This is a genomic window from Trueperella sp. (assembly GCF_043424875.1).
Classification (GTDB): domain Bacteria; phylum Actinomycetota; class Actinomycetes; order Actinomycetales; family Actinomycetaceae; genus Trueperella.
Genome location: NZ_JBHWPL010000064.1, coordinates 1 through 3,274, shown reverse-complemented (window position 1 = coordinate 3,274; position 3,274 = coordinate 1). Strand labels below are relative to the sequence as shown.

Annotated in this window: 2 protein-coding genes and 1 pseudogene; 2 read left to right on the top strand and 1 reads right to left on the bottom strand. The window is 63.7% G+C overall.

Translation table 11 applies throughout. The features are described from left to right. Positions 1-1,229, bottom strand: a pseudogene (locus ACHFFR_RS06135) (hypothetical protein); the annotation flags it as partial. 134 nt (positions 1,230-1,363) lie between these two features. On the opposite strand from ACHFFR_RS06135, the gene rfbD reads away from it, so the two are divergent. Further along, on the top strand, positions 1,364-2,215 hold the full coding sequence (gene rfbD / locus ACHFFR_RS06130; RefSeq protein WP_394263385.1) for a dTDP-4-dehydrorhamnose reductase: 852 nt from the start codon (positions 1,364-1,366) through the stop codon (positions 2,213-2,215). Between the two features lie 78 nt (positions 2,216-2,293). Continuing rightward, the coding region (locus ACHFFR_RS06125) for a bile acid:sodium symporter family protein (RefSeq protein ID WP_394263384.1) at positions 2,294-3,274 on the top strand (981 nt) is incomplete at its 3' end.

Sequence of the window (3,274 nt, the reverse complement as noted above, 5' to 3'; positions counted from 1 at the left end):
GTGTTGCCCGGTGCGGCATGCGCGCCGATCGGCATCTGCGTATCCGGGGACGCGAGCGAGCCCGTGCGGCCCTCGAAGATATTTCCGTACTTGTCAACGAGGAAGTTGTAGCCGATGTCGCCCCAGCCACGCCCGTACGTGTGGTAATTCCAGATGCCCCTGACGATTCCAGGGCTCTCGGCCGCGGAGTAGTTGTTGACGCCCGCGGTGTGATGGATGACCGCGCCGGTGAGCTTCGCGTTCGAGGCGGGCCAGATCGTCGACGTCCCCACACCCCATTCGCTCCGGCTCATGACCTTGGGCGCTGGCATGGGAACGCTGCGAGTGGGCGCCATGAGCGTGGTCGGCATCAACGACGACGGTTGGTCGCCGAACGTCCGGCCTGCGGCCTGGATGAATGCGTCGTCTGGACGCTGAAGGACGGAGGGGAGGAAGGTTGCCTCGGTACTGACCGACACGTTCTCTGCGAGGGCGTCGTCGGTGTTCGGCTCGGGCTCGATCGTCGCCTCGTCGATGGGAGCCTCTTCCTCTGTTCCGCCCGTGCCTTCGCCGGTGTTGAGAACGACCTGGAAGTTCGACGGTTCGGCAGGACCGCTCGTGCGGACCTGAATGCCGGTGGCGCCGGCGGCCATGTACGGCTCGGTGCCGGGGGTGCCGCCCTCGTCGAGGTCAATTTCGAGCGAATACCACTCTGACCATTCGTCCGTCAGCACGCGGATCTCGACGACGTCGGGGGACGCACCCTCCCACGTCACACCCGCAACCGCGAACTCGGGCGTCTCCAGCGGCGCCGTCACAAGTTCGAAGCCGCCAACGGAGGCCGTCTTCGCCGTTTCCTCGCCCGAGTCGATGGGCTCGTCGCGCAGGGGCCGGTCTGACGTGTCTGTAGGCACCGTGTCTGTAGGCATCGTGTCTATAGGCGCCGTGGCGAACTCACTCTCCGTAGTGGGAGCAAGCTCGTTGCTGCCCGGTGCCGGAACTTCGAGGGAATCGAGCGCGGGTGCCTCTGGCGCGAGCGGGCTCTCCACGCGGTCCGTGGGATTCGGAGCCTGCACGGGAGCCGGGTCTTCTGCGGGAGCCGGGTCTTCCGCGGGCTCGGTTGCGTCAGCGATGGGCGCTGCCGACAGGTCGAACACGTAGGCGGAGGGTTCCTCAGCTGTGTGAGTCGTCAGCGTGAGGCCGGGAAAAACGAGTAGGCCGGCACTTGCCAGCGCGATGGTGATCTTCATTGACGTCCTTGGAAGTTGTGCGCACAGACACTGATCTCAACATCAACACTATTCACTTTTGTCACAACGTCAACTCTTACGTTCCAGATCTCACACCGCGCTGGCGGTAGGATGGCACGCGTCGAAGGAGAAACATGCGCTGGATTATCACCGGAGCGGCGGGAATGCTTGGAACCGATCTCGTGCGCCTACTTAACGAACGCGACGACGACGTGCTCGCATTAACCCGTGACGCGGTGGACATCACCGACCCCGCCAGCGTCGATGAGCTTGCCGACGCGGACGTCGTCGTCAATTGTGCCGCCTACACGGCCGTCGACGCAGCGGAAGAAGATGAAGCGAGCGCGTTCGCCGTCAACGCGGTGGGCCCGCAGCTCCTTGCGCGCAAAGCGCGGGAGATCGGCGCGCGGTTCGTGCACGTCTCCACCGATTACGTGTTTGCCGGGGACAGCGAGAGCCCCTACGGCGAATACGGCCCGCTCGCGCCGGCGAGTGCATACGGCCGCACGAAGGCGGCCGGAGAGTGGGCGGTGCGTGCCGAGACCGACGACTATCTCATCATCCGCACGGCCTGGCTGTACGGCGAACACGGCTCGTGTTTCCCAAAGACGATGGCCAGGCTCTCGGATAAGCATCCCGAGCTGTCGGTGGTGACCGACGAGATTGGCCAGCCGACGTGGGCGAAGGATCTAGCCGACCTCGTCATCCGCCTCGTGGATGCGGCAGCGCCGGCGGGAATTTATCACGGCACCTCGTCTGGTCAGACGAATTGGCACGGCTTCACCAAGGAGATCATGGCGGCTTACGGCAAGGATCCCGCGATCGTAGGGGAGACGACGGCGGCCGCTTTCAACCGCCCGGCCCCGCGCCCCGCGTATTCCGTGCTCGGACACGATTCACTCGACGCCATCGGAGTGGCGCCGATTGGGGATTGGAAACAGCGCTGGCAGGAGGCTGCGCCGGCGGTGCTGAGCGAGCTCGGCTAGCCCGCTGGGCGCCATTGACCCATCCCGCTATGTGATACGCGATTTCGTATCGTGGATAGTGCGCGGAACAATGGCGCCATGTCTGAAAACGCAATCACAGAAAATGCACAACCGAAGCGGTCGGCAGAAGATCGGGCGGCCCTCGTCGCCGTCACCTTCTTCCCAATTCTGATCGTTATCGCCGCCGTCTGGGCGTTCGCATTCCCGGGGGCGGCCTCGAACATCACCCCGCACGTATCGACGCTGCTTGGAATCATCATGTTCGGCATGGGACTCACGCTTACCCTGCCCGATTTCAAGCTCGTCTTCATCCGCCCGCTCCCGATTCTTCTCGGCGTTATCGCCCAGTACGTCCTCATGCCGTTGATGGCCGTACTCCTCGTCAAGGCGCTCAATCTGCCAGACGCCATCGCGGTGGGCGTGATCCTCGTGGGCTGTGCGCCCGGCGGCACGTCGTCCAACGTTATTTCCTATCTGGCGAAAGCTGACGTGGCGCTCTCGGTGACGATGACCTCCATCTCCACCCTCCTCGCGCCGCTCATGACCCCGATTCTTGTTCAGTGGCTGGCGGGCACCTACATGGAGATCGACGGCGGTTCCATGGCGTGGTCCATCGTGAAGACGGTCCTCATTCCGGTTATCGCAGGTCTGGTTCTGCGCCTCGTTATCCCGAAGGTTATCGACAAGATTCTTCCCGCCCTGCCGTGGATCTCGACGATCGGTATCTGCGGCGTCGTTGCCGGTGTTATCCCCGGTTCGTCCGAGGCATTCGCGACTGCTGGCGTGGCGATCTTCGCGGCGGTCATCTTGCACAACCTGTTTGGCTACCTCCTCGGCTATCTGTCAGCCAAGGTTTTCCGCTTCAGCGACCGCGTGGCGCGCACCGTCTCCGTTGAGGTCGGCATGCAAAACTCGGGACTTGCGGCAACACTCTCGCGCACCTACTTCACGCCAGAAACGGCGCTGCCGGCCGTCATCTTCTCCGTGTGGCACAACCTCTCGGGCGCCTTCCTCTCGATGGTTTACCGCAGGTTGGCCGACGTCACAGCGACGTCGCCT

Excerpts from the sequence above, each read along its gene's own strand:
- rfbD (WP_394263385.1), top strand. The coding sequence starts at position 1,364 with ATGCGCTGGATTATCACCGGAGCGGCGGGAATGCTTGGAACCGATCTC.